This window comes from Indolivaga capnocytophagoides DSM 22835 (assembly GCF_000426485.1).
GTDB classification, from domain to species: Bacteria; Bacteroidota; Bacteroidia; order Bacteroidales; family Dysgonomonadaceae; genus Dysgonomonas_A; species Dysgonomonas_A capnocytophagoides.
The window spans coordinates 753,456-778,356 of record NZ_KE384529.1 but is presented as its reverse complement, the minus strand read 5'-3'; the positions used below and the strand labels follow the sequence as shown (position 1 = coordinate 778,356).

Below are 24,901 nucleotides of genomic sequence, written 5' to 3'. Positions count from 1 at the left end.
ATTTGTAAAAATAGTGTAGTATGGATCGTTATAAGAAAAATAGCCTGTTACAAGCTTTGAAGTACTCCTTTGTTTTCGTCCTGATATTCTGGACTGTAGAAGGTGTTCAGTATCTTGGACTCGATCTCAGTAATTGGGGTATTCTTCCTCGTATGCAGGCGGGTTTGATTGGTATTCTTACGGCTCCTTTTATTCATGGTAATTGGGAGCACTTAATGGCTAATACGCTGCCATTTTTTGTCTTGTGTACAATGTTATTGACATTCTATAAACGCAATGCCATAATGTATTTGATCCTTTTGTGGGTTACTACCGGAATTCTTACATGGATTATAGGACGTCCGGCTTGGCATATCGGAGCTAGTGGAATTATTTATGCTTTGGCTTCATTTTTGGTTTTTGGAGGTATAATGAGTCAAAACGTAAAACTTATATTGTTATCGGTGTTAGTCGCTTTTATGTATTCTGGTTTGGTCTGGGGGGTGTTTCCTCAGGACGAACAAGTTTCATGGGAAGGTCATTTATCCGGAGCTATAAGCGGTATTCTATGGGCTTATTTATGTAGAAAAAGTCTTCGGTTGAAGTCTTTATAAGTGGATTATTATGAGCCGATTTTCGATATTTGCAATTTGTGTTACCCTAAATTTATTAGTAGGTAACTCTATTTTGTTTTTTGTGCCAAATTCACCCAATTATTTTTTGATGATAGGAATGTCTATCGCTTGTGTAATTTGCTATGCCGTATTGTTTTACTTTGTTCTTGTAGAACGAAGATCGGTTCCCGTTATTTTATTATTGTCGATATTGACATGTATTATTATTGAATTGATTGGCTGCTTTATTGCATCTACTTTAACCTCTATAGAAAAAATTGTTTCTATTGAAGATTTTGTTGTGGATATACTTGTCGGGATTGTTATGGGAATATTAGGTAATATGCTGATGTTTCCACTGACTTTAGCAATGGGGTTAGCTAATTTTTTTCTCTTACTTTTTTATCGAAATAATGTGACCTCTAGTTCTCGGACGGATCTTTTCCATAATTGAAATCCGGCGGATAACGTCCCCATTGATCAGCAACAAACTTTTCCGAAGTATATCCCGGAAGTATTTTTCCTTTGCTGTAAACATGCTTCTTGTCTTTGGCATATCTTTCGTCAAGAATTACGAAACTTGACGGATCAGAACTATAAAGAGGTGTATCTTTGTAATATACCTGATTCTTATCCTTGTAATAAGGAAATTGTACGATCTCGAAACTTGCTGCATCAACATTATTATCATTGATCTTTTGACCCATGATATAAACAGCACTGTCTATACTGAATGCCTGATAATCATTGTCGTAAAAACGTAGAGTGTTGATGTCCTTATAATCTATTATTGTAGCGGAACTGTCGCATCCCGAAGTATACAACATGTGTCTGTCATCATAGATCATTTTTTCATTAACAACTGTAATTTTGCCTTTATAGGGAAGTGTGTATATATCATTATCCTTTTCATAAAAAATATACCTGCTATCATAAGGGAGATACGGACTGTCGAATTTCATTGATTGAACATTAGCATTTGTCTTTTCATGCTTAAAGAAATAATGCCGCTTATCTTTATACCATTTCTGGCATGCTATAGGTAGCTTTACCCGTTCGTATGTCTTCGGATCTGCATATTTTATAATTTCAAGTCGGTCTGTTTTAGTAGTTGGCAGATATACATGTCTGCGGTCTTTAGGCAATTCGTTGATCGAATCCCAATAAAAAGATTGACGGTCTACATTCATAAGTATCTTATAAGTATAGAAAACATGCTTCTTGTCTTTTGCAAATTCTGTACTTAATACCTTGAATGAGTGTACATCGGCGGGAATTTCTACATATTGCTGTCTCCAAAGGCTTTCTAAAGAGGTCGAAGGGATGACGTCGTATAATATCTTGGTACGATCGACAGAATAAAAGTAATGAGAAGACTTATATCCGTTGACAGCCGTTTCTTTTCTGCATGATGTATGCAGAAATACCGAAGAAAATATGAAAAAAGATATTAGCCGGAAGAAAAACATGATAAATATAAAATGTTTGTTCTGATACTTGTTACGTAATTATTAACCAATTGCAATCCGACTGTTAAGTTATATAATTTCGATCGAAACAATGTTATCTCTTCACAACTTTTTCAAAATGACTTTATTCTTTTTTTATCTATACAGAAAACTTAAAAGTATAGATTATGAAAAAGAGATTAAAAAAAGCATCAGATAAAATGAAATATTCTGTGATTAATCTGGCTGCAAATGTACCGTCTTATCCTCGATTTACTCGTCATAACAGAGGTTGGATTAATTACGGCGAAGAAAATAATCTTCCTCAACGGATTATTGATCTTAATAATGAATCGCCTGTGAATAAGTCGATCATTGAAAATAAGGTAACTTATATTTGTGGAGCAGGTATTGATGACAGTACGTATTGTGGGAGACCTAATACCATTGAAGATTGGGATTGCTTAATAGAAAAGCTGGCAAAGGATTATGTAACCTTCGGAGGATTTTGTTTTCAGGTGATAGTCAACGAAAACGGTGCAAGCAGAAGTTTGTTTCATACCGATTTTAGTAAGGTAAGGGTGGGGGAGACTGATGATTATGGCACTCCGATCAGTTTTTTTATTTCGAATGATTGGAAGAAGACTTCCGGACAATATGCTCCTGTTGAGATAAAAGCATATGGAACAGAGGATTTGAAGCATGGAGAACCTTATCTTTATTTTTATAAAGATTATGAACCGGGATTGGATTATTATCCTGTTCCTCATTATTATTCAGCATTAAATTATATTGAAGCTGACGGATTGCTCGGCCGGTTTTATCGAAATTCTATTAATAACGGCTTTGCTCCTTCAGTAATAATAACCATACCAAGTAATCCGGCTGATGAAGCCAAGGCTCAATTCAATAAGGATATGCAAGCTTCGTTTTCTGGGACTAATGGAGCCAACTCAATTGTTGTTTTGTATGGAGAGAGTCACGATATTAAACCCGAAGTGACACCCTTTGTGGCAAGTGATAACGCCGATCTGTATAATAATGTCAATGATGTTATCTTTCAGAAAATAATTTCGGCTCACCGTTTATCTTCTCCTACTTTAGCCGGATTGTCGGGTACAGGCAACCTGAGCGGGAATGCAGGTGAAATAATCAATTCCTTTATTCTTTATAACTACACGGTTATTCATAAGTTGCGCCGTAAACTGCTTGATACGCTGAATGTGTTTTCTGTAAATAATGGCTATGGTAACTTAGTAATTAAAGAACTGGAAGTAATCAAACAGATACAGGCTTACGAAAATAAATAAGGTCATAGGTCTTTGAATTCTAACTTTTAATAAAAATAATATGTACACACCTATAGCGTTAATAAACGAGCAATTATTTAAACAACATTCTCCTGTAACAAGTAATGCAGATCTGACCGAATTTATACCTTATCTGTCTATTGCCCAAGAGTTATATATTACTCCCGTTTTAGGGGAATCTTTGATTAGTGAGCTGAAAGATCAGATTGCCTCGAATAGTCTTTCTGATCTGAATAGTGAATTGCTGATAAAGATCGCTCCTGCTCTTTCTTTTTTTGCCGTTTATCAGGGATTGCCTTTTCATTGGGCGAGCATTGTAAACAAAGGAATTACTATACGGGATAGCGAAAACAGTAAGGGCGTAGATATAAATGATGTCGCTCAGTTGAGACGATGGATTAAAGATGATGCGGAAATATTTGTAAAATTATTGGTTGATTATCTTTACTTACGGCGAAGCGATTATCCTCTGTGGAAAATTCCTTACGGATGCAGTCATACAGATTCTGGTTCGGTAAAGCCTTTCGATAGCGGATTTTATTTCCCCTCGAAATAGAAAAATAAGGCAGACAGGATTTATAAGCTTGTCTGCTTTTTTTATCTTTGACCTAAAATTAAAGAAGTATAGTATGTCTGAAACAGTAGAAGGTTTTCTATCTTTTTTTGTTCCTCTGTTTATGGTTTTAATCCATTACTGGTATGTGTCATTACCTTTGACTGCATTGATTATTTTCTCGTATACAAAAACGAAAAAAGAAGGACTCAGGCGTGCTATTCGCATCTACTTGTCCTTCATTATACTTTCGGCTGTATGTACAGGTATTTATGTCTTGTTTTATTGATAAAACGGAGGCGTCTATTTTTCAGCCATCTCAAATTTATCTCTTGACTTAAAAATAACATCCGTATTTGTTTTTGCCCAATTTACCAAAACTTCCAACGCAGGCAATAGGCTTTCTCCGATAGATGTTAACTTATACTCGACACGGGGAGGAACTTCCGGATATATTTGTCTGCTTATCAATCCGTCTGCTTCAAGTGAACGGAGTGTTACTGTAAGCATGCGTTGCGAAATATCGTCCATTGATCTGTGTATTTCATTGAAACGCATAGTACCGTTCCAGCTTAAGGTCATGATAACCAAAAGAGACCATTTGTCGCTTAGTCGTGAAATAATATCCCTTATGGGACAGAAATCTTTTTTTTCAGTTTCTTCCATTTGTTTATTTGTATTTCCTTAGCATACAAAAGTAATAAACTTATTTTTAGTAACCTATTAAAGATATACTTATGAATCAAAAAATGGTAATAGTCCTGTATTGAAATAAAATGTAACTTTGCCTTATAGGAATAAGATTTCAGGTCTTATTCCAGACTTTAGAACCATAACCTTAATAATTGTTTATGGTCTTGATAGATTTAATTTCCGACTTAAAATGACAAAGAAAGAATATAAAGAACAATTCGACGAAGACGATGCTGTCGGTTGGCTGGCCATCGATAAAAAAGTAGAACAATTGTATGGAGATCAGAAGCCAAGACATTATGCACCTCCTCTCCATTATATATTGGGCGGTCAGGATCCATTAGACGGGACGAGTATATATGATTCGCAGAAACAGGAGTTTCATCGTCATTTTATAAGTTATGGAATGTCCGAATTGTATTACAATGAAGATGCTGCCGGAGCCGAATTTAGTAAATGGGGATTTGAATTTACATTCAGGTTGAAACCTTTTGACGAAGATGGAGAAGATCCTATTTGGGTGATTAATCTGATGAATAATCTGGCTCGTTATGTGTTTGAAAGTGGTAAATGGTTTGAACCGAACCATTTTATACCGGCTAATGGTCCCATACGATTAGAATCAAAAGCCGATATAGGTATTGTTGGAGTGGCTTTCACTCCTGATCCTGAATTGGGAACTATACAGACTCCTAACGGCGAAATAACCTTTTTGCAAATGGTTGGTCTGACAGCCAATGAGATAGAGCGCTTAAAAGAAAATCCGAAAACAGATGAAGTTGAAAAATTTTTAAATGAATTGAGAATTGAAAATCCACTTTTAATAACTGATCTGATGAGACGTTAAGCCTCATCAGATTTTATTTTATCTATTTCTATAGTTGATCTTCCCAGTCTTACTGTTGAGGGGATGAAGAATAAAACGACCCCGACCATGCATACTGCTATCCCTGAATAGATGAACGCATTAGTCAACCCTATTGCCTCAGCTATAAATCCGGTAGCCAGTAGTCCGGGTATGGACGGCATCAATGTAAGGCTGTCGTATATTGAAAAAGCACGTCCCAAAACAGACTGATCTATTTTGGTTTGGAGAATTACCGTGAATGAGCCGCTCCAGATCGCAACAGCTATTCCTCCGATACCCGTTAAGACTGCAAATGCAATGAATCCGTTTGAGGGAAGCACCCCGGAGAACAGAAAAGTAAGTCCTACAATAATACATGTGATAGCTATTAGTATTACTTTGTTGAATTGTTTCATCATTTTTATTCCTAATAATGCTCCGCCAAGCAGCATACCTATTCCCCAGGCTATTTCCACAATGCTCATTTCGTACGAACCTCCCATAAAATATTCGATAGTAAACAGAGGAAATAAAGCTGATATGGGTAGGATGAAAAACATAACAACAACTTCGCAAAGGAAAAGCCACGCCAAACCTCTTTTGGAGAATATAGCATGTAGCCCTACTTTTACTTCTTTGAGAATATTTCGCTCCGTGTTTTCGGGTTTTTCCGGATTGGGGATAAAGACAAATAATAGTGATGTACAGGCTATAGCCGCTCCAATGACATCAAGCATCAATACATAAGTCATGTCGAATAAATTGATCAGTAAAGCTGCGATAGCAGGACCTGTAATGCTGCTTATCGAGTAAATCATTTGATTAACCCCCGAGATACGCATTAACTCAGTTTCGGGAGCAAGCAGAGGTATACTCGCCTGCATAGCCGGTGTATGAAAGGCACTTCCAGCCGAACGTAAGGCCAGTAAAATGTATATTTGCCAGACATCGACTTTACCCAGATAAAACATCAAACAGAGAATTCCTGTACACGCTGCAATAAATGAATCGGCTAGTATCATGGTACGTTTACGGCTCCACCTGTCAACAAATACTCCGGTGAATAAACCCAGAACCAACTGAGGCAATAATGATGCTATCATTGCATAGGCCAAAACTGTGGCGGATTTAGTATGAAGACTCAACCAGAATACAACGGCGTACCCTACGATAGAACTTGTGAGAGTCGAGAAGAATTGCCCCGACCATATTATGGCAAATGTTTTTTTCCAATTATTCATAAAATAAGTAAATGAAAGTATTTAATGATATATATATTCAAGCTATAACAGGTTCTGGTTGTTATACTTGCCAAAGGATAAATAGGTTTGTGACCTTAAAAAAGGGATACAAAGATACTGCTTTTTATCCGAAGAAAATAAGGTCTCAGACCTTTTACTGACTTTGCAATCATAACATCAACAGATAGTTATTACTCTGAAATACATTGTTCAATACTTTCTGTTACTCCCTTGTGATTATTAAGATCCGCTTAAGCCATTTTGTATGTCAGATTATTCACCGGATATTCATTATTTTTTCATTAGCAAAGATGATGCCCTTTTTGCATTTTTCTGTAATTTTAAAGTCTGAAGCTTTGATTTTTAATAATAACAAAAAGGTCTGAGACCTTACTTACTTCATATATAATTCGAAAAAGTTATGAATATTAGAAGATTATCATCACTTTTACTTTTTTTGATGTCCCTTAGTTTATTTAGCCAGAGCCGGATGGATCGTCCGAAACTGGTTGTGGGGATAGTAGTAGATCAAATGAGATGGGACTACTTATACAGATATTACGACCGTTATAACAACGGAGGGTTTAAACGTTTGCTAAACGAGGGATTCTCGTGCGAAAATACGATGCTCAATTATGTGCCGTCTTATACGGCGATAGGGCATAGCACTATTTACACAGGATCTGTTCCGTCGATACATGGTATAGCGGGTAATGATTTTACGGTGCAGGCAACCGGACAATCTCTTTATTGTACACAGGATGATAATGTGCAAAGTGTTGGAACTGCAGATAAGAATGCAAAAGCCGGAAAAATGTCGCCCTTCAATTTGAAAGCAACGACTATAACCGATGAGTTGAAATTAGCAACAAATTTCAGGTCAAAAGTTATCGGCGTATCCATAAAAGATCGAGGAAGTATTCTTCCTGCCGGACATAGTGCTGATGCGGCTTATTGGTTCGATGGAGAATCAGGCAACTGGATAAGTAGTACATGGTATATGCAGCAATTGCCAAAATGGCTGGTTGACTTTAATAATAAAAAACAAGCTCAGAAATATCTGGAACAAGACTGGAATACATTGTATCCGATAGATACTTATGTGCAGAGTACAAAAGACGATAATGTGTATGAAGATACTTATAAAGGGGTGGATAAAGTGACTTTCCCTATTCTGACATCGAAGCTCATTAAAGATAATACTCTGGGGTTAATCCGATCTACTCCTTATGGTAATACCCTGACATTGGATGTCGCTAAACTGGCTCTCGAAAATGAAAAACTTGGTTCACATAATGTGACAGACTTTTTGGCTATAAGCTTATCTTCGACCGATTATGTAGGTCATCAGTTCAGTCCTAATTCAGTAAAAACTGAAGATACCTACCTCCGCTTAGATAAAGATTTGAGTGATTTCTTCTACTTTCTTGATCTTAAAGTAGGAAAAGGCAATTATGTTGTATTTCTGACTGCCGATCATGGAGGAGGTCATAACGGACAGTTTCTTAACGATAATAAGATCGAAGGTGGAAACTGGGATGAAAAACAAATAAGAAATGATCTGAATAAATATTTACAGCAGAAATTCGGGGTTGCTCAACTTGTTCGCAGTCTGTATAATTATCAGGTCAACTTCAATTATTCTCAGATAACTCCGGCTATTAATATGGACGATTTGAGAGCCGCCAGTATATCGTATCTGGAAACTATTCCGTCTATAGCTTACGCTGTGGTGACAGACAAAGTATCGGAAGCTTCTATTCCTTCTGCCATAAAAGAAAAAATTATAAATGGTTATAATCGGGAGTTGTGCGGCGAAATACAAATCATATTAAAACCCGGATGGTATAGCATGAGTAATATGAAAGGTGCTACGCACGGGGCTTGGAATCCTTATGATGCACACATTCCTCTTGTTTGGATGGGATGGGGAGTTAAACATGGCGTTTCTAATACCGAAGTATATATGACCGATATTGCACCTACAGTGGCAGCTATGTTGCATATACAAATGCCAAGCGGATCGATAGGAAAGCCTATTGTAGATTTATTGAACAAATAATGATCTAATCCATATAAAAATAGAAAAAGCCCGGTAAAACTGCCGGGCTTTTTCTATTGAAAATTACTATATTATGATACTAAACTCAGATATCTTACTCACCTAACAAATCTTCGTATAGGTTTTTCAATTTATCTCTCAGATACAGCACTGCATATCGTTTTCTCGACAATAAGGTATTTATAGGAATACCTGTTGATTCCGAAATTTCCTTAAAAGAAAAACCTTGTAATTCGGTTAATTCGAATATCTCTCGCTGCAGGGGAGGTAATTCTTCCAGAGCAGTGTCTAGTTCTGTCCACACCATAGAACGGAGATAAGATGTTTCGGGAGAAGCATTGTCAGCCAAAAGTACTTCTGTCACTTCTGTCAGAAAGTCATTCTCTTCATTCTTGGAATAGGTTGGCATTTCTTCGTTTTTTTGCCTTCTGCCCCATTCTGCAATCTGATTACGGGTTACGGCGTATAACCAACCCGAAATCTGGTTAATAGGATTGACCAGAGGATCTACTTTCGACAGTTGATAAAATACATTCTGCAATATATCTTCACTGTCTTCTTTCGATACTACCCGCTTTGAGATAAAACCCCTTAGTTGTGCCTGATATTTAGTAAAGACTTCCGATACATTGAGTGATTCGGGTAAACCTGCACTCATATTATTTTGTAATATCTGCTCCATCTTCTAAGTCTTCACATTCAATATCGTTACACCAATATTTCTTATGTCTGGACATTTGGCTGCGTATATATTCGCGCCTTTCTTCGGGTGACATATGCTGTAGTTTTTCCTGAATTTGTCCTTGCTTATGTTCTTTTTCTTTACTGCAGCATTTGCGGCAGTCCCCCGGACGTCCAAATTTTCCGAAAAGGAGACGTGCCAGAATAAATATCCCGGCTGCCTGACAATATGTGATTGACGACCAGCCTATAACTTGGGGTATAATGGCATTCCACAATAGCATGACAACAGCTATTACAACGAGAGCTATAGCTACAAATGCTACACCCTTTAATATACATTTACCGATAGACTTCTTTTTTTTCATTATTTGTTGTATTAAGGTCTTTGAACCTTTCTTTTTTTATTAGCAAAATTTATGCCTTTCTATTAATGAAGTCGTGATTAGTAAAATAATATTTTATGAAAAATCTTTTTTCTCGGAAAAATAAAATGTATAATGGCAATTATTTGATTATTATTTAGATATGTTTTCCTCAAACTTTTCTAGTTTCTCTTTCTCTCCTGCAAGCCAAAGAACGTCTCCGATTTGTAATACAGTGTCGGCTCCGAAGCTTGCCATTGCTTCTCCTTCTCTGTCAATACTGATAATCATGCAGTCGGTTTTGTCTTTGATTCCCGAGTTCTTAATTAAGATTCCGATGAGAGGCGAATTTTCATCTAATTCGTATTGAGAAACAACTATTTGCTGTGCAATATTTACATGTTCTTGATTGTCGTATTCTTTCTGTTTTTCATCTAGAGCTGTAATTAGCTTTTGAAGTTCTTCGTCCGTACCTGCCACTACCAATTTGTCGAAAGGGTAAAGCCTGATGTTGCCATCCGGAATATTGATTCTTTCATCCCCTCTGATAATACTTACGATATCTACACCGGTCGATTGTTTAAAGTTGAGTTCGGACAGTGTTTTACCTACTCTCGGTGAATTTTGAGGTACGCTAATTTTTTCGATATGTATATTTTTACTCAACAGCTTAGATTTTGCATTTTTAGCGACAGCTTTTTGGCTCTCTTCTGCAATTTCTTTATCGTTCAGATTACGGAAAAACTGGTTTTCCATCTTTTTCGATTGAGTTTTGAACCCGTTTGTAAATATAATAGCTGTTGCTATAACTCCCGAAGCTAATAATAAAATGCCTGTTGCTCTGGGAAATAAGGGTATTAATACCATTAGTATTAGAACAACACACAATGCTATGCGAAGTGTATCTAATGCAATTAGTGCACCTTTGTTGAAATTGCTGTCTTTCCAAAGTTTTTTAGCTTCGGCAGACCTGCTTTTACGTCGCATAATCGAACGCATGAATGGAGCCATTAGTAATAATGTTATCAGAGCCGCACTGATAGCACCCCAAATACCCGGAATATAGTCTGTTACGTAAGATATGATGAAATTTTTCGCAAAAAAGTAGACCGCTAAAGACAAAGTGAAGTATATGGCTACAGTAGACAGTACGTTTTTCAATAAAATATTCCAGTCGGTTTGATGATTAACCGTTTTTCTGTTCGATTCGGCATAACCGGTAATCAGTTTTCCCCATTTGTCCGGAATAACTTTTTCTAAGGCATGATATATCGGTTCTGATATTTTGATAAAATAGGGGGTTGTAAATGTAGTAATAACCGACACTGCTACGATGATAGGGTATATGAAATCACTAATCACTCCTAGCTGCATCCCCAGTGTGGCGATGATAAATGAAAATTCACCGATTTGAGCAAGGCTGAACCCTGCCTGTAATGATACTTTTAGGCCTTCTCCCGAAGCTACAACTCCCAGAGTGGCAAAAATAACACGTCCGACCAACACTACTATTGTTAATAATATAATGGGAACGATATATTCTACTACAATTTCGGGGGCGATCATCATACCTACAGAAACGAAGAATACTGCTCCGAACAGGTTTTTGATTGATTCTATTACATGTTCGATATGTTTCGATTCAATTGTTTCTGCTAGAATAGAACCCATGATAAATGCACCTAGTGCAGCCGAAAAACCAACAGAATCAGCAAATAGCACCATACCCAGACATAGTCCAACAGCCACGATAAGCATTGTTTCGTCATTCAGGTGTTTTTTAAACTTTTTCAGGAAACTCGGGATCAGATATATCCCGACAACAAACCAGATAACCATAAAGAATCCCAAACGTAAAACACTTTCCAGCAATCCTGCTCCTTCTATATGATTGCTTGCGGCAACAGTTGACAGCAGTACCATCATCAATATGGCTGCAAGATCCTCTACTATAAGCATACCGAAGACAATTCCTGCAAATTTTTTCTTTTGCAATCCCATGTCGTTAAAAGCTTTGATGATGATGGTTGTCGAAGACATAGACAGCATTCCCCCAAGGAATACACTTTCCATTTGAGTCCAATTCATCATTTGTCCGATGATATATCCGATAACAATCATCGAACCCATATTGACCAGGGTTGCGATTGATGCTGTACCGCCTACATCCATCAGTTTTTTGAAGCTAAATTCGAGACCTAATGCAAATAAGAGGAATATTACCCCGATCTCAGCCCATGCCGAAATATTTGACATTTCAACGATATTAGGCAACAGTCCAAAGTGTGGACTAATCAGAAATCCGGCAACTATATAGCCCAGTACAACCGGTTGCTTGAGTAATTTGAATATGATGGTTACTACTCCGGCGGTTATGAGAATAAGAGCCAGATCACTTACTAAAGGTGGTAGGTGTGACATATAATTTGTTTTATTTTTTTTGACAGTTTGATTAAAGCAGAATCGCTTTTTGGCAAATATAACGAAAAAAAGACGAAAAATCGAATTAATTATAGCAAACAGCTAGAAATAAGGTCTCAAAGCTATTTGTTATTTATTGTGTTTTTTTTTTAATAGCCGCTTACTTTGGATAAACGGCTATTTAAGGTTTCAGATCTATTTATTGCTTTAATAATTTAACAACCAAGGTCTGTTATAAACTAAAAGTATATCATTAAATGCTTTCTATTGCTTATATACTTAATTTTTAGACTCTTTACTTTGTGAATAGTTTCCTGTATTTGAAAAATAAGTAGAATAACAGTCCTCCAAGAATGATCCCTATAACCCATATACAGGCTTTCTGATACCAAGTCAGCTTATTGATCTCGACAGTTTGTATTACTGGATAGGGGACACGTATTGAGTCGGACTTAATAATGGTGTCTGTTATAAATTTATTGCGGTACAGGAATTTATATTTAGAGTAGAATACAGAGTCATTCTTTTCTTTAATAAATACGGAGTCGTACAAATGTACTGAATCTCGTTGTATCGTATTTATATATTCGGTTCTGCTGCTTTCTACAGGTACATAAGTTTTGTTACTTTTACATGCCGGAAAGGTCAATATAATGCAGATCGATATTAGTTTGATTGTTATTTTGTTCATTGTAAAATTTGTTTTGCTAGATTCCATATTCGAAAGCGGTCTTTGTAACCGTTAAGACCGCCGTTTATTCTTTTAGTCAGGGTGATAAAATCGGTTTCATTCAATGTCGAATATTTGTTAAGTTTTCGTTTATCCCAGTACCAAAACGCCGAGAGTACAGCATATAGCGGTTCTTTTAATAAATAAGGATTGGTTATGAAATCGATTTTCAGGTTTTTCGATAAAGATGTATAATTGGCACGTCCTGTTATTTGTATAAGTCCACGCCCTTTATACATAATTCCATCTCCTTTATATATATTCCCGAGATCTTTACGATTTTCGTAAGCTTGCCCGGAAGCTATTTCTTCTACATATCTCAACTGACCGGATTCATGTCCGATCTGAGCGAGAAAGGCACACATGGCTTCGTATGTGTCCATATTGTATTCAGAAGAAAACTGATTGATATATGGCAAATATTTATCCCTGTTTGCTTGTGTAGAATATGTGTAGATTTGCTTTAATTGTTCGTTTGTTATTTTCATCATTATTCGGTTTTGCGTAAGCTGCATTCTAGTACAGTACATTTGTATCGCTGTAGCTGAGAAATATCTTTTGTGTTTTGGGATACTGTTTCACGGAGAGTTGATATTTCAGCTTTTAAGTAATCGTTGGTGTCTCGCAAATCTTTTATGGTGCTTTGATATACTTCCTGTACAGCCTTCATGGCATTGGCTTCTGCTTGTTTTTTGCTATATTTCATAGAAACTAAAGTAAACAGCCCTCCGCCTGATACAAAAGCCAAAATCGGTTCTAAGTATGTTGATAAAAATTCGGTCATAGTTGTTTTTTTATTTTAGGTATATTAGCCGATTAAAAAATTCAAATCCCTTTTCACCTGTTCGAACATAGCTGCATGTCCGACAACGGTCGGATGCACGCCATCAGACATTACATAGCCACTTTTCCATAATGTCTCATTATCCGGTTTGGTGAGTGCAGATGAAAAATCAACATACAGTTCACCCGATGCTTTTACCCAGTCGTTTATAGCTTTAGTTACATTGTCATAATTTATACCTTGACGTGGAGGGATGGTTTGTAGTATCGGTATTTGATTATTATCCTTACATTCATCTATCAATTGCTGCATGTATGGAGTATATGAAGAAAGGCTGCTGTGGTTGGTTCCTAGTGCCAGAAATACATAAGGAGACTTAAATAAACTATTCTCAATTTTAAAACGACTAACGAAAGCTGCGTTGGCTAATTCACCTCCTTTACCGGATATGTGTACAAAAGAGGTTCCTGTTTCGTCTGCCAATAAACTACTCCACTTATTGTAAACACCGCCCGAAGTGAGAAGACTGTTACCCTCAATATAAGAATCTCCAAAAATGCTTACAATAGTATTGTAGTCATATTTGAAGGATAGAACAGCATTTCTCACTGTGACATCTCCGGATACAACACCAAAGAATGGAACACCCCAAGATGTTGTTGTGCCTGATGCGGTAAGTTTATCATAATTAATTGTAAAAGTATCTCCAGTGTCAGAAGACAGGGTGAATCTCAAATTAAGAGCATCCGGCTTATCTAAAGTAACAGTATAGCTATTACCCGAAACTATAGAAAAAGGAAGTGTCTGTGTATCAAATAGAACATTTTGATAGGTGTATACTGTGAGGGTATTCCCTTTCAATTTAAAAGATCCACCCTCAGACCTGCCAATACGAATACTGGAATCGGAATTAGCTTTGAATAGTACATCAAAAGCTAGATTCTCAGTAGACATATAGGCTTTATACGTTAACTGGGATGCTGTGTCAATACCACGACCTACAACATTGACTGTATTGGTCGTTATGGCAGAATTATTGAGTTTAAAATCCTTCAAAAACGCTTTAGGTCTTTTAGGTATATCTATTGAGAGTTTAGAAAAATCACGTAATACTTTCTTTGAAACAACGTCCCCTTTTTTTGTTACAAGACATATCTGATCTTTGTTGGTTAGTTCATATTTAGTTCCCATTATTTTTATAGTGCATTGGAACGTAGCAACCGAGGTTCTCCTGCACAACGCATATTTAGCTGCATTCGAAGGTCTTTTTACTATAAGTAATGCTTCGGCAGTTGTGTTATCCGGAGCAGATATGAACACATCGTTAATATCGTAAAACGCTAAAACTCTAGCCGAAGTGCCATCATCAAAAGAAGTTACCTTAAATTCAGATGCTCCATTCGGAATATCAGTTAAAGGACTTCTTACATAACCATAGCTGGAGGGTAAAAATTGCCCGTCATAATTAATATAAGAAGAACTGACGGATAGTGCGCTTGATGGTACATTCACCTCAGTATAAGCTCTTATTGTATATCCTGTAGTCATGGCATTACCCTGACAAACTGCATACATCTTAGCTCCGGCAGGTATAGGTATGGTGACCAGTGTCTCAGCTCCTACGTTTGGAGGGGATGAGATAAATGCACCTGCACCATCATAAAATGCCAGAACCTTAGCAAGAGAAGCATTACCATTGGAATATAACTCTATCTCTGACGCACCTGTAGGTATACTTAACTTGTCGGTTCTTGAATAGAGACTATTTGATACGAAAGTGCCTGTATCTGATATATATCCCGCTATTGAGATGTCACTTCTAGGATATATTTTCTCAAAGGCAATTCCGTCAACTTCGTTTATAAATTTCGCATTACCATTTTCAAGAAACAGATATTGTCCATCCATTTGTATAGTGTCATTATTGGATAGCATCTGCAATTTATCATAATCTATAAGGTCACGAAGCTCGTTTATCTGAGCTGCACCATTAATTATTTTAATTGATACTATCTTGTCTGTATTGGTGTAGGTCTGTGTTCCGTCTGATACAAATCCGGCAAAGTATTCACGGGATGAAGCCCGGCAAAGTGCATATTGTGTTGCATTGCTAGGTATATCTACTAATACGGGTGTGTCTGCGACTGTATTGGGTATCGTAGATATAAATCCTCCGGTACTTGTATAAAATGCCAGTGACCTACCACCCAAATTGTCAGGCAAAGGTACAACCTGCATTTTTGTTTTTCCTGCCGGAATAGCTGTTATAGGTGTATGCCAATATCCTGATGTTGTATTGAATGTTCCATTGGGCAGCAGTGCTCCGACAATGCTTAATGCTGATTCTGAGATATTATCGACTTTGGTTGATAGGGTGATTGTGCCTTCTGATATTATGAGGTATTTGCCATCATTAGAGATGGTTTGTCCATCCGATACAATCTGGATACCTCCGCTTGTTCCATCTTTACCGGGCTCGCCTTTCTCTCCTTGTTCGCCTTTATTCCCTTTCAGAAGATCAACTGATACCCTGACTGAGTTATTATTGTTATCTGTGCCAAGTGCATAAAATCCGTCGATTGTTGTTGCTTCGGGTAATTGCGAAACTTTCTTTTTGTTTATTTTTTCCATAATTCTAATATTGGTATGAAGTAATTGTCTTCGGTTGTGATTAGTTGATTGTTTTCGGTTGTCAATAGTGATTCTATAATTCTATTGTTGAAGTTGATCTGAAAAAGAGGATATACTGAGCTTTTGTTGATCGTGAGGTTATAGCCCGATGACCCGCCGATTTCTCCTGATATCTGAGAAAAAGAAACTGTGGCTCCTCCATCTGAACCAAAGCAAAAATATTTGTTCTCGTAAGTTTTGAACATAACTAAATATTTTGTTGTGTTGGTTTTCAGTAAATTCGAAGTTTTAGCTGCTTCTAATTTTCGGACAAAAGTGGTTAGCTGTTGTTTATAGATGCCATTATCCATCGATTCTTGAAATTTCGAAGATTCTATGGTTTCAACTTCCATGTAGTTGTAATCAGAGATTCTGACCGATTCAACAAAACATTCATCAAACAGCATGTCATCGGTGAAACGATAAGCTATAAAACTCCGAATATCCAGCAGAAAGATGTTCGAAATACCTCCGGTGTTATATCCCGTATGTTTTTCTATTCCTGTAATAATATTCTTGTTCATCTTTTTAGTTATAGATAAAATCAAAAACATTTAAATTATACAAAATAAAATTATTTATAATATGATTTGGTTTATATTATAAACTAATTTATATTTGTCGAAAAATAGAAGAAATGAAAAATATAATATTGATAATTTTAATGTTAGTTTCTTTAAGTCTATATCCTCAGATGATGATTAAAGGGATTGTGACTGATGCACATAACAGTCCGTTTGCATATGCGAATATCTCTATCGAAGGAACAATAGATGGTACGACTTCCGAGGAGGATGGAAAATTTGCTCTTGAAACATCCGAAAAAGGAACTGTTGTATTAAAAGTGACCATGCTTGGGTATGATGAATATAAGCAGACGATAAGCTTACCCTATAAAGATTCGCTTCATATTATTCTAAAACAGAGTATACAAGCATTGAAGGAAGTCACAATATCTTCAGGAGGTTTTCGATTGAAAGGAGGTTCCAGCATGGAACAGAAGAATGCTGTAGAACTTGTAACTGTTGCCGGTTCGGAGGGAGACTTGTTTAAATCACTGGGAATGCTTTCTGGAGTTCAGGTTTCAGGGACAGACGGTAAACTTCTGGTAAGGGGAGGAGATAGCCGCGAATCACAGACTTATATAGATGGTATGCATGTAATGAATGCATATACGACTATGCCCGAAAATGTATCGTCAAGGTCACGTTATTCTCCATTTCTTTTCGAAGGTATGAGTTTTGAACAAGGTGCATATTCTTCCGAATATTCTCAGGGATTATCGAGCGTATTACCTCTTACTACAAAAGATAAAAGTTTAGATACTAAAATAGGAGCCCAGATACTGACTGTTGGACTAGGTTCGGGTGGTACTAAGGCTTGGAAAGATGCATCGACTTCTTTTAATTTCGACTATACGGATATGGGACCATACAATGATGTGTTTTATCCGAAGGAACGAAATAACAGATGGACTAAGCCTTATCGTTCTTTTGCAGGACAAAATCAGTTTCGCTTTTCATTAGGCAAATATACGACCTTGAAGACATATGCTACGTATGCGAAAACGACATTTAATATGTTGGAAAAAGACGCTTTTTCGGATTCGAAGCGGGATTTAAATATGAATGAAGACAATTTATATTTGAATTCGACACTTAAAACCAGAACTGACGACGGAATAAATTTTTTTATAGGAGGGGCTTTCTCGTATAATAACCAGACTATTAAAGGAGGACGTGTGGCTTATGACAAAGTAGGCATAAAAGAGTCGGAAATACATCTGAAATCAAAACTGGGAAAACGTTTCAGTTCTTTATATAAACTCGAAGGCGGTATCGAAACTTTCATTAATAAGTACGATTTTTCGTATCGGGATACTACTTTATTTAAAGATAATATGAATCATACAATTACAGGAGCATATGTGTCGAATGATTTTATTATAACATCAAACTTTTATGTAAATGCTTCGGTACGTGGTGAATATACTTCTATTAATAAGTCATGGAATATTTTACCTCGAGTAGCTCTTAACTATGAGTCAAATGGATTGACATTATTAGCAGCTTATGGTAAATATCAGCAATTAGCGGATAAGGATTATTTATTATTTAATCACAAGTTAGATGCGACGGAATGCGAGCAATTTGTAGCCGGTGCGTATTATCGGGATGGTGCACGTACTTTCAGAATTGAGTTGTATCATAAAAATTATGATAATCTTACTACAGGAAATAATTATCGGTATCAGTCAGGAGGAAAGGGGTTTAGTAATGGTATTGATGTTTTCGTCAATGATCGCAAATTTCTGAAAAGGTGGGAGTATATGATTTCATATTCTTACAATAATTCGAAACGGATGTATAGTGATTATAATGAAATGGTATCGCCTACTTATTCAACTAAACATAATGCAGCGGTAGTCTTAAAATATGATTTATTTCAATACAAAACCTTTTTGGGTGTCACTAATAGGTTTGCAAGCGGGCGTCCCTATCATGATCCGAACAAAAGCGGAGTAATGAATGCCGAAACAAAGCCTTATTACGCTTTAGACCTTTGTGCTACGTTTTTATTGCATCCCCGATTTATTGTTTATACATCGGTCTCTAATATTCTGAACCGAACTAATGTGTATGGTTACCAATATTCGGCACAAGAAAATAGGAATGGGAAATTTGATCGTATAGCAAAGGTACCTTATCAAAATCAATTCTTTCTGGTCGGATTTTTTCTGACAATAGGAGGGAAAGACGCTTATAATCCATCCAATTTCTAAAACTCAAAATATAAACAATTAAAATATATGTATTATGAAAACCTTAATGATCATTATTTCTTTATCTTTTACTATCTGTTATGGTTTTGTTTCGGCTCAAACAGCAGATGCTGTTTATGTGCAAGCCATGACGAAAACTGTGGCTAAGTTAGATTCGAGTTATACTGTTCCATTGCTCAGACAGCAAAAAAATCAGTTCGATCGTATAGCATCTAAGTATACAAAAGAATGGCTGCCTGTTTATTATTCTGCATTCTGCAATATTCAGAGTGTATATATGAACCCGAAAGCAGATGGAAACGCTATATTATTAGATGAGGCAAAAGAAAAATTGTCAGGACTGGACAAGTTTCAGGATATAGACAAATCGGAAATTAATACCTTATGGGGATATTATTATACAGCTTTTATATCTCTGGATCCGCAAACCAATGGTGCAAAATATTTCGGGCAGGTAATTTCTTTTTATAAAGAGGCTATAGCCCAAAATGAGCAGAATCCTCGTCCTTTGTTTTTACTGGCTTTCTTCAAAACTAATCTACCCGCCTTCATGCAACAAGGAAAAGATTTGTGTGCCGAATTGTCGAAAGCCGAGGAATTGTATAAAACAGAAGATCGTAATTCAATTACTCCTCATTGGGGTGAAGAATTTTTGCAGATGCTGAAATCCAAGTGCGTTGGTTCTGTTCAGAATCAATAAGTATATCGCGGCTTTTTATTACTTTTGTCTTTAAAGATATGATTTATGGAAAATAAATTTAATGAACAAGATAGCCTTAAGGTAATCAATGAAATGATTATTCAGGCAAGAGGAAATTTTCAGCGGGGGGCAGGCAATAGCCTTATTTTGTGGGGATATGTCATAGCCGGTATTTCGTTGCTATGCTTTATACTGCCTAAGGTTTTTTCGATAGGGCATTCGGTTAACTGGCTTTGGGCTTTAACGTTTCCCTTATTTGTCGGTCATATGATTTATCAACGGAATAAAACACGTAAAGCAATGGTTATTACCCATCTTGATAAGATAGTCGGTGCTATCTGGTTAGCTATGGCCATTACAAGTGGTTTGTTTGTTGGTGCTGTTTTCTTTGTTGCAGTATCATTATCGACTAATATTCCGTTCATATTTATATCACCCATGATGATGGTATTCAGTGGATCGGCATTATATATAACAGCCAGAGTATATCGCTTCAGACCCTATGTGTACGGGGCCTTCGTATTTTGGTGTGCGGCTATATTGTGTCTGCTCCATTTTATACTCTATCAAGGAGCCGATCTGGAATTTGTTATACAGTTTTTAGCTATGATATTTGGTTTTGTTGTACCCGGACATATTTTAAATAAAACTGCTGAAGGTTATGTTTAAAGAGCTCGATCCGCTATTACATTCTCAGCTGCGGTTGGCAATAGTATCTTTACTGTTGTCGGTCGATAAGGCAGACTTTGTCTTTATAAAAGAAAAGACTGACGCTACTGCCGGAAATCTGAGTGTGCAGATAGAGAAACTGAGTGAAGCTGGATACATTGAAGTCGACAAGTTTATTGACGGCAAACGTCCCCGAACAGTTTGTAAAATAACAAAAAAGGGGGTCGCGGCTTTTGATAGTTACGTGAAGGCTCTACAAGATTATATTGGAAAGAAATAAGTTTCTTATTCCTATTTCTTGAGGTTCAATATTCTGCTTAATAGAAAAATACTGAGTTTTATGTTTATCCGTTTTTTTGATTATATAACAGGGAGAGGAAGTCTGAAACATACTTTTGTATGGTTTAGTACAGCTGTCGTTCTTACTGTTTATGCTGCTTATCAGACTATTTTATCCGGAGAAAAAAGCCTGATGGATGTAATTCTATTCAGTATCACTGCTTTATTAGGATATTTGAGTGTCGTGACATTGGCTTTTCGAAAACCTCTTTCTGGTAATATCTTCGGGATGACTGCCAATGTGGGAGAGATGTATTCGCAATTTCAGTTTCGTAATCTGGGTATGGTGTTTAGCGCGGCTTACTATTTATGCTTTCATGTAGTTGGCCTGCTTACTTGGACTAAGCGAGAAAATCAGGATGAAGACGGGCTTGTAAAAACAAGTAAAACCAATCTGGGGTTTATTCTTTTTACTGTGTTATCGGGATTTATTGGATGTATTATTCTTTATTTTTACGGTTCGCGATGGGGATTGGTTCTTGACGATACACCTGTTTTATTTTATCTTAATATTCTGGCATTTATAATAGGAATTCTTTCACAGATGGCCATGATATTACGGAAGGCGTGGTCGTGGTATATGTGGCTGGTTTCTAATTTTATATGGTTTCTGATCAATTACATGTCAGGAAACTATATATTTATGATACAATCAGTCTTATATGAATGGAATTGTATTTTGGCAATATATATATGGTATAAAGAGAGTAGGAGATAAATCCTACTCTTCGTCTTCATATCTGTCCAACTCATTTTCATAGAATACAAAAGCCTGTTCAAGCATCTTATCCAGATTTTTATCATTCTCATCCGATCCGTCAAGGATTTCATACTCTTCCGAATCGACATCCAATATAAACCGGGGTTTTTCGGTATGTACAACATACGTGTTTTCCGGATAGTCGTCATTATCTGCAATTAGAAATTTAGGAAGTTTCATCTTGTTTTTATATTTGTTTTCGCAAAGGTAGTTATATTGCAAAAAAGAGTTGCGGTAAAAGCAACTCTTTTTTCTTAATTAAGGTCTTAGACCTTTTTATTGACTTTGTAAGTGTGAATACAACAGATAGTTATCATTTTATACATCACTAAATACTTTCTGTTACTTATATAGGTAGTGTAATATTATGGTGTAACAACAATGTCCGGTGTTACAGGTGTGATAATACTTTCATCTTTCAGAAGTTTTCCAATCTCAATTTCTGTGCCTGCTAAAACTGTTGTCCATCCGTTTGCATCAGCATCGGCAGCTCCTGAAGCATAGTTGAACGAAGTAGCACTCAAACCGTTATTGCGCCCAAGCATAACTGCTCTGCCTGATTTGTCGACAACGATAGCGATAAATCTGCCCAAACTTAAAGCATCTCCTTGATTAAGAATGTTGTAATCGTATTCACTTACTGTGAAATTGACTGTATGCGTGCGGTATTTTCCTCCATTTCCATTTACGGCCAGTTCGTCTGACCAAGATGCTGTGCCTTCTGAAAAGTTTACTTTGTAGATTGATTCTCCGGCAGGCATCTCTATTTTGCCGATCACTTTGTTTCCTTCTTCACCTTCTGTTCCTTGTTCGAATGTGAATGTAGGATTGCTGTCGTGATTAATGAGATAAATTGCTCTGATACCGGCGACTCTGTATTGGCAGTTTTCTTTACGTATATTAGCTGTTAATTTGCAAGACATAATATGAATTTTTTTGTTATAAAATTGTGTTTCTTGAGTTGATGATCTTAGTTATAGAATACCACTTCGTCTTCGAATGGGATCACGAAGCCTAAGCGTAATCTTCCATCGATAAATATTTTGCTGTCGTGAGGAGCAGGGAATTGTCCTATTCTGATTTCTTCGGTATCGCTCAGCAGATCAGTAGCGAGTAAGAAGTTCGTAATGTCTGCAGCGATCATTGTTTTGCTATTCAGTCCTTTCACCGGAACAATTTCGATTCCCAGATAATATAAGTTCTCATTTGCTGCCGTAAAAGCGGTAGAGATAACCTGATTACTAACTGAGGCCAAAGCCATCTTCAGACGTTGCAGGCTTTCGAAAGCAATATATATTTTTAAGGTTCCGTTTTCAATCCCTTTTGCCAAAACATTTTCGGGAATCTCATTGTATACTTTTTCAATTTCACTGATGATATTGGTTTTTGTCAACGCTGCACCTGTGATTTTTAGGGCTTCGGTGCTCGATGTTAATACCTTGATTGCTCCATCAAAATCATTTGGGTTTGAGCTGCTGTCTCCATTAAAGATTTTAGCCTCAATCTCAGAGCTTAATTCATCTGCAAGCATAGCCATTGTAGCTTCTTCCAAAGCTTCGGGTAATTCGCTGTTTTTTGCTCCCGGCTTAAGCATGATGTTGATCCGCTTGCGTTCGAGATCATCGATACATTGTTCGAGATTGATTTTATATGTTTTGATTTGAACTTCTTTTTCGCTAAGCTTGAATATTTGTTCAGGAGTCCAAGCGCAATCTCTCCCATCGGGTTGTAGAAGTGTACTATCGAAATTTAAAAGATTCAGCATGGTGCTTTCCTTTACACCTGTGATTACATCGATTTTGCCGTTTTCGATAAGTCTGCCTCCGAATAGAGCTTTCGTAAACCAATCCATATTAGTACTAGGTTGGTAACTCAGAGGTGAAATGTTATACATATTTGCCATAATATTTAAAATTATTTTAGTTTGTGTTATTTATTTTGTTTGTTTTTGATTGATAATGAAAGAGCCTGAGCCATCTGTTCATAGCGTTTCATTTCTGTGTGTTTTCTGCCTTTCCTTGCGGTTGATACAGGTAGGGAACTGGGCGTATGCTTTCGCAAAGTTTGTATTTCGCTGTTTGCTTCCTGAGCGATAATTGCGAGTTCGGAAAGTTTGGATTCGAGATCGGCGATTTTCTTTTTCAAAGTTTCTACCGATTCTTTTCCTGCTGCTTGTAGACTCTCTGGAGCTGTTGCTTGCTCGAGATCATTATTCTTTACTGAAGATTCCTTCGTTTCGATCATTTGACCGTCTTCATCAACAACCAGAATATTTCCGTCTGATAATGGATGTTCTCCGGCAGGAAGTTGTTCTCCGTCAAGTGTTGTAAAGCCATCTTTATCTACATATACTTCTTTTCCATCAGCTAGAGTGAAGATAAGATATGCAATTCCGCTAGAGGTTGAGTCTGCTTTTTCTGCAGATTGGATATCGAGAAAAAAGCGGGATATCCGTGATAGTAACGCTGTCGTTTTACTTTTTTTGTTCATTTTGTTTAGTTTGTTTGATTTCAAGTTGCTTTGTGTTTCCGGTTTCTGAATGAAGAATCCTTCCAGCGAAAAGCCTTTGACATTGCCCGTCATAATCTCAGTATCCCAATAATGCTTGTCTGCTATCTTATAGCTGCACATAAGAGTACCTTTGGGTAGTGAACTGAATCCTAATGCCCGAGACTTATCTTTTTCCGGATCTTCGATAATCCATAATTCCGATAGGTAATTTCCTTTGAGAGGCGCTTGGTGTTGATGAGTTGTGTTTTGTAAAGCAAGCCCTGTCCGCATCATCTTTTGAGCGATTTTTTCTATTTGCTCGATTGAGAATTTGATATAATACTCACCTAGTTTAGAATCTTTTCGATAGATCAATTGATCGGGGCGTAAAACAACTCCTGTTAATATTTGCTTGTGTGGGTCTTTGTTTAGAAATACTTCCGATTGTTGTTTTGATAATGCAATAAAATCACTTTCATTGGCAGGAGAATCAACAAAAGATATTGCATATATGCCACTGTCGTCCTCTGGATTTTCATTTATCAGACAATTGTAAATAGGTATGTTCATAAAATGTAGATTTATAGTCTGTGACCTTGATTTTAGGTATAGATAAATCTGTTTTTATTTTTTCGGAATAATATTCAATATTTTTAGAGTTTAGTGTTCTTTTTATTGTAAGTGTTTGTTCTGTAGTTTGTTTGTTGTTCCTTTTTTGTGTTTTATTTTTCAAGATAGATTGACTTTTGAGTATAGATAAAAT

General features: G+C 36.6%; 27 protein-coding genes. 12 read left to right on the top strand and 15 right to left on the bottom strand.

The window, feature by feature from the left end; genetic code table 11:
• Positions 1-20 precede the first annotated feature (20 nt).
• A complete protein-coding gene (locus tag K322_RS19875) occupies positions 21-593 on the top strand; it encodes a rhomboid family intramembrane serine protease (RefSeq protein WP_051290893.1) in 573 nt (190 codons plus the stop codon).
• Positions 594-603: 10 nt separating this feature from the next.
• The gene (locus K322_RS20920) at positions 604-1,047 is read left to right on the top strand and encodes a hypothetical protein (protein WP_157279509.1); all 444 of its coding nucleotides are present in this window, start codon (positions 604-606) and stop codon (positions 1,045-1,047) included.
• Here K322_RS20920 and K322_RS0116640 read toward each other — a convergent pair.
• On the bottom strand, positions 1,016-2,062 hold the full coding sequence (locus tag K322_RS0116640; RefSeq protein WP_026627888.1) for a DKNYY domain-containing protein: 1,047 nt from the start codon (positions 2,060-2,062) through the stop codon (positions 1,016-1,018). The genes K322_RS20920 and K322_RS0116640 overlap by 32 nt on opposite strands.
• A gap of 167 nt (positions 2,063-2,229) precedes the next feature.
• Between K322_RS0116640 and K322_RS0116635 the strand changes: the two genes are divergently transcribed.
• From K322_RS0116635 to K322_RS0116625, 3 genes are all read left to right on the top strand, one after another.
• Positions 2,230-3,351, top strand: a complete 1,122-nt coding sequence (locus K322_RS0116635) for a phage portal family protein (RefSeq protein ID WP_026627887.1) — start codon at positions 2,230-2,232, stop codon at positions 3,349-3,351.
• 40 nt (positions 3,352-3,391) lie between these two features.
• Positions 3,392-3,907, top strand: coding sequence for a DUF6712 family protein (locus tag K322_RS0116630; protein WP_026627886.1), 516 nt, complete (start codon positions 3,392-3,394; stop codon positions 3,905-3,907).
• A 73-nt stretch (positions 3,908-3,980) separates the two neighbouring features.
• Positions 3,981-4,193 (top strand): hypothetical protein, encoded by a 213-nt coding sequence (locus tag K322_RS0116625; protein WP_026627885.1) that lies wholly within the window; start codon positions 3,981-3,983, stop codon positions 4,191-4,193.
• 14 nt (positions 4,194-4,207) lie between these two features.
• Here the strand turns inward: K322_RS0116625 and K322_RS0116620 are convergent, their stop codons facing one another.
• Positions 4,208-4,570: a winged helix-turn-helix transcriptional regulator gene (locus tag K322_RS0116620; protein ID WP_026627884.1), complete on the bottom strand. Its 363-nt coding sequence runs from the start codon at positions 4,568-4,570 to the stop codon at positions 4,208-4,210.
• 217 nt (positions 4,571-4,787) lie between these two features.
• Between K322_RS0116620 and K322_RS0116615 the strand changes: the two genes are divergently transcribed.
• On the top strand, positions 4,788-5,444 hold the full coding sequence (locus K322_RS0116615; protein WP_026627883.1) for a suppressor of fused domain protein: 657 nt from the start codon (positions 4,788-4,790) through the stop codon (positions 5,442-5,444).
• On the opposite strand, the gene K322_RS0116610 is transcribed toward K322_RS0116615, so the two are convergent.
• Positions 5,441-6,685, bottom strand: a complete 1,245-nt coding sequence (locus tag K322_RS0116610; protein WP_026627882.1) for an MFS transporter — start codon at positions 6,683-6,685, stop codon at positions 5,441-5,443. The genes K322_RS0116615 and K322_RS0116610 overlap by 4 nt on opposite strands.
• A 421-nt stretch (positions 6,686-7,106) precedes the next feature.
• Here K322_RS0116610 and pafA point away from each other — a divergent pair, with 421 nt between their 5' ends.
• The gene (pafA, locus tag K322_RS0116605; RefSeq protein WP_026627881.1) at positions 7,107-8,747 is read left to right on the top strand and encodes an alkaline phosphatase PafA; all 1,641 of its coding nucleotides are present in this window, start codon (positions 7,107-7,109) and stop codon (positions 8,745-8,747) included.
• 94 nt (positions 8,748-8,841) lie between these two features.
• Here pafA and K322_RS0116600 read toward each other — a convergent pair whose 3' ends face one another.
• From K322_RS0116600 to K322_RS0116565, 8 genes are all read right to left on the bottom strand, one after another.
• Entirely contained in the window at positions 8,842-9,429 is a 588-nt protein-coding gene (locus K322_RS0116600) for an RNA polymerase sigma factor (protein ID WP_051290891.1), read from the bottom strand.
• Positions 9,407-9,796 carry a hypothetical protein gene (locus K322_RS19870; RefSeq protein WP_035332315.1) on the bottom strand — a complete coding sequence of 130 codons (390 nt, stop codon included), beginning with the start codon at positions 9,794-9,796 and terminating at the stop codon, positions 9,407-9,409. The genes K322_RS0116600 and K322_RS19870 overlap by 23 nt, the downstream gene beginning before the upstream one ends.
• Before the next feature lie 150 nt (positions 9,797-9,946).
• A complete protein-coding gene (locus tag K322_RS0116590; RefSeq protein WP_026627879.1) occupies positions 9,947-12,214 on the bottom strand; it encodes a cation:proton antiporter in 2,268 nt (755 codons plus the stop codon).
• Between the two features lie 295 nt (positions 12,215-12,509).
• The gene (locus K322_RS19865; RefSeq protein WP_035332313.1) at positions 12,510-12,905 is read right to left on the bottom strand and encodes a hypothetical protein; all 396 of its coding nucleotides are present in this window, start codon (positions 12,903-12,905) and stop codon (positions 12,510-12,512) included.
• Entirely contained in the window at positions 12,902-13,435 is a 534-nt protein-coding gene (locus K322_RS0116580) for a glycoside hydrolase family 19 protein (protein WP_157279506.1), read from the bottom strand. Before K322_RS0116580 ends, K322_RS19865 begins: the two co-directional genes overlap by 4 nt.
• The gene (locus K322_RS19860) at positions 13,435-13,728 is read right to left on the bottom strand and encodes a hypothetical protein (RefSeq protein ID WP_035332311.1); all 294 of its coding nucleotides are present in this window, start codon (positions 13,726-13,728) and stop codon (positions 13,435-13,437) included. Before K322_RS19860 ends, K322_RS0116580 begins: the two co-directional genes overlap by 1 nt.
• Before the next feature lie 24 nt (positions 13,729-13,752).
• Positions 13,753-16,359 carry an SGNH/GDSL hydrolase family protein gene (locus tag K322_RS0116570; protein ID WP_026627877.1) on the bottom strand — a complete coding sequence of 869 codons (2,607 nt, stop codon included), beginning with the start codon at positions 16,357-16,359 and terminating at the stop codon, positions 13,753-13,755.
• Positions 16,347-16,922 carry a hypothetical protein gene (locus tag K322_RS0116565; protein ID WP_026627876.1) on the bottom strand — a complete coding sequence of 192 codons (576 nt, stop codon included), beginning with the start codon at positions 16,920-16,922 and terminating at the stop codon, positions 16,347-16,349. The genes K322_RS0116570 and K322_RS0116565 overlap by 13 nt, the downstream gene beginning before the upstream one ends.
• A gap of 113 nt (positions 16,923-17,035) precedes the next feature.
• On the opposite strand from K322_RS0116565, the gene K322_RS0116560 reads away from it, so the two are divergent.
• Genes K322_RS0116560 through pnuC form a run of 5 tightly spaced genes read left to right on the top strand, consistent with a single transcriptional unit; the run spans position 17,036 to position 21,606 of the window.
• A complete protein-coding gene (locus K322_RS0116560; RefSeq protein ID WP_035332309.1) occupies positions 17,036-19,180 on the top strand; it encodes a TonB-dependent receptor in 2,145 nt (714 codons plus the stop codon).
• A 34-nt stretch (positions 19,181-19,214) separates the two neighbouring features.
• Positions 19,215-19,880, top strand: a complete 666-nt coding sequence (locus tag K322_RS0116555) for a hypothetical protein (protein ID WP_026627874.1) — start codon at positions 19,215-19,217, stop codon at positions 19,878-19,880.
• Positions 19,881-19,925: 45 nt separating this feature from the next.
• Positions 19,926-20,549, top strand: a complete 624-nt coding sequence (locus tag K322_RS0116550; RefSeq protein ID WP_026627873.1) for a hypothetical protein — start codon at positions 19,926-19,928, stop codon at positions 20,547-20,549.
• On the top strand, positions 20,542-20,829 hold the full coding sequence (locus tag K322_RS0116545; protein ID WP_026627872.1) for a winged helix-turn-helix domain-containing protein: 288 nt from the start codon (positions 20,542-20,544) through the stop codon (positions 20,827-20,829). Before K322_RS0116550 ends, K322_RS0116545 begins: the two co-directional genes overlap by 8 nt.
• A 60-nt stretch (positions 20,830-20,889) precedes the next feature.
• Positions 20,890-21,606, top strand: a complete 717-nt coding sequence (pnuC, locus tag K322_RS0116540; protein ID WP_026627871.1) for a nicotinamide riboside transporter PnuC — start codon at positions 20,890-20,892, stop codon at positions 21,604-21,606.
• 3 nt (positions 21,607-21,609) lie between these two features.
• On the opposite strand, the gene K322_RS0116535 is transcribed toward pnuC, so the two are convergent.
• The 4 genes from K322_RS0116535 to K322_RS0116520 all read right to left on the bottom strand — a co-directional run bounded on the left by K322_RS0116535 (position 21,610) and on the right by K322_RS0116520 (position 24,708).
• Positions 21,610-21,828, bottom strand: coding sequence for a hypothetical protein (locus K322_RS0116535; RefSeq protein ID WP_026627870.1), 219 nt, complete (start codon positions 21,826-21,828; stop codon positions 21,610-21,612).
• Between the two features lie 185 nt (positions 21,829-22,013).
• Positions 22,014-22,571: a hypothetical protein gene (locus tag K322_RS0116530; RefSeq protein ID WP_026627869.1), complete on the bottom strand. Its 558-nt coding sequence runs from the start codon at positions 22,569-22,571 to the stop codon at positions 22,014-22,016.
• A 47-nt stretch (positions 22,572-22,618) separates the two neighbouring features.
• Positions 22,619-23,551 (bottom strand): hypothetical protein, encoded by a 933-nt coding sequence (locus K322_RS0116525; protein WP_026627868.1) that lies wholly within the window; start codon positions 23,549-23,551, stop codon positions 22,619-22,621.
• Between the two features lie 26 nt (positions 23,552-23,577).
• Positions 23,578-24,708, bottom strand: a complete 1,131-nt coding sequence (locus K322_RS0116520; protein WP_026627867.1) for an XkdF-like putative serine protease domain-containing protein — start codon at positions 24,706-24,708, stop codon at positions 23,578-23,580.
• Positions 24,709-24,901 lie beyond the last annotated feature (193 nt).